The organism is Actinomadura harenae, assembly GCF_003696215.1.
Lineage (GTDB): Bacteria > Actinomycetota > Actinomycetes > Streptosporangiales > Streptosporangiaceae > Spirillospora > Spirillospora harenae.
In genome coordinates, this window is sequence record NZ_RFFG01000210.1 from 1 (window position 1) to 5,790 (window position 5,790).

General features: G+C 75.0%; 5 protein-coding genes and 1 pseudogene. 3 read left to right on the forward strand and 3 right to left on the reverse strand.

Features of this window, described 5'->3' with window-relative positions:
- Positions 1–465: pseudogene (locus tag EBO15_RS44910) on the forward strand (AMP-binding protein); the annotation flags it as partial.
- A gap of 205 nt (positions 466–670) precedes the next feature.
- Here EBO15_RS44910 and EBO15_RS42460 read toward each other — a convergent pair.
- The 3 genes from EBO15_RS42460 to EBO15_RS42470 form a co-directional block, all read right to left on the reverse strand.
- Positions 671–2,104, reverse strand: a complete 1,434-nt coding sequence (locus EBO15_RS42460) for an aldehyde dehydrogenase (RefSeq protein ID WP_122200093.1) — start codon at positions 2,102–2,104, stop codon at positions 671–673.
- A 119-nt stretch (positions 2,105–2,223) separates the two neighbouring features.
- Entirely contained in the window at positions 2,224–2,733 is a 510-nt protein-coding gene (locus EBO15_RS42465) for a cytidine/deoxycytidylate deaminase family protein (RefSeq protein ID WP_378239408.1), read from the reverse strand.
- Positions 2,726–3,412, reverse strand: coding sequence for a RibD family protein (locus EBO15_RS42470; RefSeq protein WP_122200094.1), 687 nt, complete (start codon positions 3,410–3,412; stop codon positions 2,726–2,728). Before EBO15_RS42470 ends, EBO15_RS42465 begins: the two co-directional genes overlap by 8 nt.
- A gap of 154 nt (positions 3,413–3,566) precedes the next feature.
- Between EBO15_RS42470 and EBO15_RS42475 the strand changes: the two genes are divergently transcribed.
- The gene (locus EBO15_RS42475; RefSeq protein WP_122200096.1) at positions 3,567–4,703 is read left to right on the forward strand and encodes an exonuclease SbcCD subunit D; all 1,137 of its coding nucleotides are present in this window, start codon (positions 3,567–3,569) and stop codon (positions 4,701–4,703) included.
- Positions 4,703–5,790: AAA family ATPase (locus EBO15_RS42480; RefSeq protein WP_147481909.1), on the forward strand; the 1,088-nt coding region annotated here is incomplete at its 3' end. The genes EBO15_RS42475 and EBO15_RS42480, both read left to right, overlap by 1 nt.

Below are 5,790 nucleotides of genomic sequence, written 5' to 3' on the forward strand. Positions count from 1 at the left end.
GGCGGGACGCCCGGGACCGGCGTGGGGAGCGCCGGGCCGGGCGTCCCGCCGCCGGAACCCGCGCTGCGGCTGTTCGAGCCGCCCGTGGACCTCACGCACGGCGACCGGTTCGCCGCGCTGCACCGGCTCGCCGCCGTCACCCGGATCCACTCCGGGGACGTGCTGGTCTGCGGTGTCCGCGACTGCCGCCCGGACGTCCTCATCGGGCTGTCCGACCTGTGCCTCGCGCACGGGGCGACGCTCGTCGGCGTCCCCGAGCCCGAGGTCGCGCCCCTGCTCCACGCCATCGGCGCGCACCGGGCGACGGCCGCGGTCGTCACCCCGGAGAAGCTGCGCGCCCTGACCTTCGACCACGCCCCCGTCCCGGTCCCGGACGTCCGCCTTCTGGTGACCGGGACCGTCGACCCTGAGGTGGCGCGCGCCTGCCATCACCGGCACGGCTGGAGTCCCGTCCCCGTGACCTGACCCCGGCCCGCGCACCACCCTTCCGAGGGCCCGCCGGCGATTCCGCCCCGCCGCCGGGCCACGGGGACGGCCCCGGCCGAACGGGGACCACCGACCAACGGGCGCCCGGTGGTCCCCGTCCGCCCGGGGCCGTCCTCGTTAGACCCGCCAAGCCCGCCCCAGGCGTTCAGCGCCTGGGGCGGGCTTCTCGTCGACCGCGGGCGTTCTAGGCCGGACGGGGGATGGACTTGTGCTCCAGGTAGGCGGTGAGCCCCTCGGGGCCGAGTTCCCGGCCGAGCCCGGAGTCCTTGTAACCCCCGAACGGGGTGTTGGGGTCGAGGACGTACAGGTTGACGCCGCAGGAGCCGGTCCGGATGCGGCGGGCGACGTCGACGCCGTGGGCGACGTCGGCCGTCCAGACCGAGCCGCCGAGGCCGTAGTCGCTGTCGTTGGCGATCCGGACGGCGTCGTCCTCGGTGTCGTAGGGCAGGAGGGCGAGGACGGGCCCGAAGATCTCCTCGCGGGCGATGCGCATGTCGTTGGTGACGTCGGCGAAGACGGTCGGGGCGACGTACCAGCCGCGGTCGCGGGGGCGGTCCAGTCCCCCGGCGATGATCTTGGCGCCCTCGTCCTGGCCGATCCGGATGTAGTTCTCGACGCGGTCCTGCTGGCGGCGGGCGACGAGCGGGCCGATCTCGGTGGCGTAGTCGGCCGGGTCGCCGACGGCGAGCGCGGACACCATCTCGCCGAGCGCGTCGGCGATCTCGGCGTAGCGGCTGCGCGGCGCGAGGATCCGGGTCTGCGCGGCGCACGCCTCGCCGTTGTTCATCAGGGCCGCCATCTTGAAGCCCTCGATGGTGGTGCCGAGGTCGGCGTCCTCGAGGATGATCGCGGCGGACTTGCCGCCGAGCTCGAGGGTCGCGGGGCGCAGCAGCCGGCCGCACGCCTCGCCGATGCTGCGCCCGGCGGAGGTCGAGCCGGTGAAGGCGACCTTGTCGACGCCGGGGTGGGACACCAGGTACGCGCCGACCTCGCGTCCGGCGGGGACGATGTTGAGCACGCCGTCCGGGACGCCCGCCTCGCGCGCCCACTCGGCCAGCAGGTAGGCGTCGAGCGGGGCCTCCGGGGACGGCTTGGCGACGACGGTGCAGCCCGCGACGAGGGCCGGGGCGAGCTTCAGCATCAGGGTGAACTGCGGGACGTTCCAGGGGTAGATCGCGGCGACGACCCCGACCGGCTCGCGGGTGACGGTCACCGGGCCGAGCATGCCGGGACGCTCGTCCTCCCAGGTGAAGTCGACGGCGAGGTCGGCGTAGTACTGGAGCACCATCTGCGGGAGCGCGGCCTGGCCGAAGATGGAGAACAGGATCGGCGAGCCCATCTCCTCGGTGATCAGGTCGGCCATCTCCTGCTGCCGCTCGGCGTAGATCGTGGAGAGGCGGCCGAGGATCGCCGCGCGCTCGGCGGGCGTCATCCGGGGCCAGGGGCCGTGGTCGAACGCGAGCCGGGCGGCCTGGACGGCGCGGTCCATGTCGGCCTCGGTGCCGTCCGGGACGCGGCCGACGACCTCCTCGGTGTGCGGGGAGACCACGTCGATGACGCCGGTGCCCGCGGGGGCCTCCCACCCGCCGCCGATGAACAGCCGATCGTGTTCGCGCATGCCGCCTCCCGGACTTGACCGAATGCTTGCTTGGGAGACAGCATCGCACGACCCACCGGGGCGTCCGCAAGAGGGGACGAGACGCCGGTCTCGGCCGCCGTCTCAGGAAGGAGGGCGGGTCAGGCCGGGCCGAGGAGGTGCGCGTTCGGGCGCCGCGCCCGGTCGGCGAGGGCCGGGAGCTCGACGACCTCGACGCCGTGCGCGCGCAGGTGCTCGTCGCCCGTGCCCTCGACGAACAGCGACGGCTCGCGCCACGCGAACACCACGCGCCGGATCCCGGCCGCGACGATCAGCTCGGCGCACGGCCTCGGCCGCGACTTCCGCGCCCCGCACGGCTCGAGCGAGCTGTAGACGGTCGTGCCGGGCGGGACGCCGCCCGCGCGGAGCTTCGCCAGGGCCGACTCTTCGGCGTGGTCGTGCGGGTCGGACTCGCGGGAGTGGCCGCGGGCGAGTTCCGTGCCGTCCGGGGCGACGATGACCGCGCCGACCGAGAAGGCGGTCTCGGACGGCGGGCACAGCGCGGCCAGGTCGCAGGCCAGCGCGAGCCACTCCGCGTCGGCGGGCGGGCCGGCGGACGGCACGGCGGGCGGGGTGGCGGGCGGGGTGGCGGGCGGGGTGGCGTCAGCCACGGTTCTCTCCGACCAGGTAGCGCAGCAGGACGAGGTTGCCGATGCGGGTGATCTCCTCCAGGCGCATCGGGCGCTCCGGGGACTGCGGGAACACGCCCGAGCCGACGAACCGGGGCGCGGCCGGGTCGCCGAGGAAGAAGGGGGCGACGACCAGCTGGATCTCGTCCACGAGGCCCTGCTGGAGGAACGCGGTGTGGATGCCGCCACCGCCCTCGACCATCAGCCGCCGCACCCCCCGCCGGGCCAGGTCGGCGAGCATCGCGGGGAAGTGGACGGGGTCGCCCGCGTCCATCACCTCGGCCCGGTCGCCGAGCCGCGCGGCGAGCGCCGGGGCGTTCCCGGACGACGCGTAGACCAGCTTCGGGGCCTCGCCGGTGGTGAAGAAGCGCGCGCCGGGGTCGAGGTCGCCGCTCCACGTGACCGTCACCTTGGTGAGGTCGGGCGCCATCCCCTGGGTGACCCGCCGCTCGCGCCGCGACGGGCTCTTGATCAGCAGTTTCGGGTCGTCCGCGCGGACGGTCCCGGCGCCGACGAGGATCGCGTCGCAGGTGGCGCGGACGGCGTCGACCCGGTCGAAGTCGGCCGGGGTGGACAGGCGCAGCCGCTCGGGCCCCGCGTCGTCGATGTAACCGTCGATCGACATCGCGCAGCTCAGCAGGACGTGGGGACGGTCGCTCACGCGCGCCACTCTAGGCGACCGCGCGGCCCGCCCGCGCTGGGTGCGGACGATCTCACCGAGCGTGACCGAACGCGAGGGGGCGGGGCGGGGAAACGGGGCGGGGCGGCGTTTCCGGGCCGGAAGTGTCGGAGGTGACGCCTAGGGTGTGGTCGCGATGCGAATACTCCACACCTCCGACTGGCACCTCGGCCGCTCGTTCCACCGCGAGGACCTGCTGTCCGCGCAGGCCGCGTTCGTCGACCACCTGGTCGCGACCGTCCGCGACGAGCGGGTCGACTGCGTGCTGGTGTCCGGCGACGTGTACGACCGGGCCCTGCCCGGCGTGGACGCGGTGAAGCTCGCCAACGAGACGCTCGAGCGGCTCGCCGAGCGCACCCGGGTGGTCCTCATCGCGGGCAACCACGACTCGGCGCGGCGGCTCGGCTTCGGCTCCGGGCTGATGGACGCCGCCGGGGTGCACCTGCGCACCGACCCCGCGCGCGTGGGGGAGCCGGTCATGGTGGACGACGTCGCCGTCTACGGGATCCCCTATCTGGAGCCGGAGATCGTCCGCTCGGAGTGGGACCTTTCCGAGCGGGGGCACACCGCGGCGCTCGGCGAGGCCATGCGGCGCGTCCGGGCCGACCTGGCGGCACGCGGCGGCGCCCGGTCGGTGGTGCTCGCGCACGCGTTCGTCACCGGCGGTGAGCCGAGCGACAGCGAACGCGACATCTCGGTCGGCGGAGCCGCGAACGTCCCGGCGGCGGTGTTCGAGGGGGTCGACTACGCCGCGCTCGGCCACCTGCACGGACGCCGGCGCATCACCGAGCGGGTCCGGTACTCGGGTTCGCCGCTCGCCTACTCCTTCTCCGAGGAGGACCACGTCAAGGGCTCCTGGCTCATCGACCTGCGCCCGGACGGCTCGCTCGGCGAGGAGTTCGTCGAGGCGCCGGTGCCGCGCCCGCTCGCGCGCCTGCGCGGACGCCTCGACGACCTGCTCGAGTCGTCCCGGTACGACGACCTCACCGGGCACTGGCTCCAGTTCACGATCACCGACCCGAACCGCCCGACCTCGGCGATGGAGCGGCTGCGGCGGCGGTTCCCCCACACGCTCGCGCTGTCCTTCGAACCGGACGCGGCCGATGGTTCCGCCGGGGGCCGCACGTTCGCCGACCGGGTGCGCGAGCGGTCCCCCCTCGACATCGCCGACGACTTCGTCACCGAGGTCACCGGCACGCCCGCGTCCGGCGCCGAGAGCGACCTGCTGCACGAGGCGTTCGAGGCGTTCCGCCGCAAGGAGGCGCTGCGGTAATGCGACTGCACCGGCTCGTCGTCACCGCGTTCGGCCCGTTCAGCGACCGGCAGGAGATCGACTTCGGCGCGCTGTCGGACGCGGGCCTGTTCCTGATCCAGGGGCAGACCGGCGCGGGCAAGACCAGCGTGCTCGACGCGGTCTGCTTCGCGCTGTACGGGCAGGTCCCGGGCGTCCGCAACAGCGCGCGCGGGCTCCGCAGCGACCACGCCGCGCCCGGCCTCCCGCCGAGCGTGGAGCTGGAGACGACCGTCCGGGGGCGGCGGCTGCGCGTCACCCGGTCCCCTGAATGGCACCGGCCGAAGAAGCGCGGCGAGGGCCTGATCAAGGAGAACGCCAAGGTCGTCCTGGAGGAGTTCGAGCACGGCGCGTGGGTCGCGCTGTCCACCCGGGTGGGCGAGGCCGACGACGTGATCGGCACGCTGCTCGGCATGACCGCCGCGCAGTTCTGCCAGGTCGCGATGCTGCCGCAGGGCGCGTTCGCCGGGTTCCTGCGCGCCGACGCCAAGGGCCGCCGCGAACTGCTGGAACGCCTGTTCTCCGCCGAGGTCTTCACCGCCGTCGAGAACTGGCTGGGCGAGCGCCGCCGCGACACCGGCCGCGAGGCGGACGCGCTGCGCGCCGGCGCCGCGTCCCTCGCCGGACGCGTCGCCGAGGCGGCCGGGGAGCCGAGCCCGCACGAGTCCGTCGCGCTGGTGCCCGCGCCCCGGCCGGGCTCCGGTTCCGGCTCCGGAGAGGCCCCGTTCACGGCGCAGGAGACCTTGGAGACGGTGGAGGCGCTGCCCGCGTGGGCACGCGCCCTCGGCGTCGAGCACACCGACCTGCTGGCCCTCCAGGAGGACCTGCTCTCGGACGCCTCGGACCTCGCCGTCACCGCGCGCCAGGCCCTGGAACAGGCCCGTGACCTGGAAGGACTGCAGCAGCGGCACGCCGAGGCGGTCCGCCGCAGGGACGATCTCGCCGAACGCGCCGAGGAGCGCGCCGACCTCGCCTCCCGGCTCGACGCGGCGGCCCGCGCCGACCGGGTCGTCCGGCTCGTCCGGGAGGCGGACTCGCGGCGGCGGCAGGCCGAGCGGGCGCGCGCGCA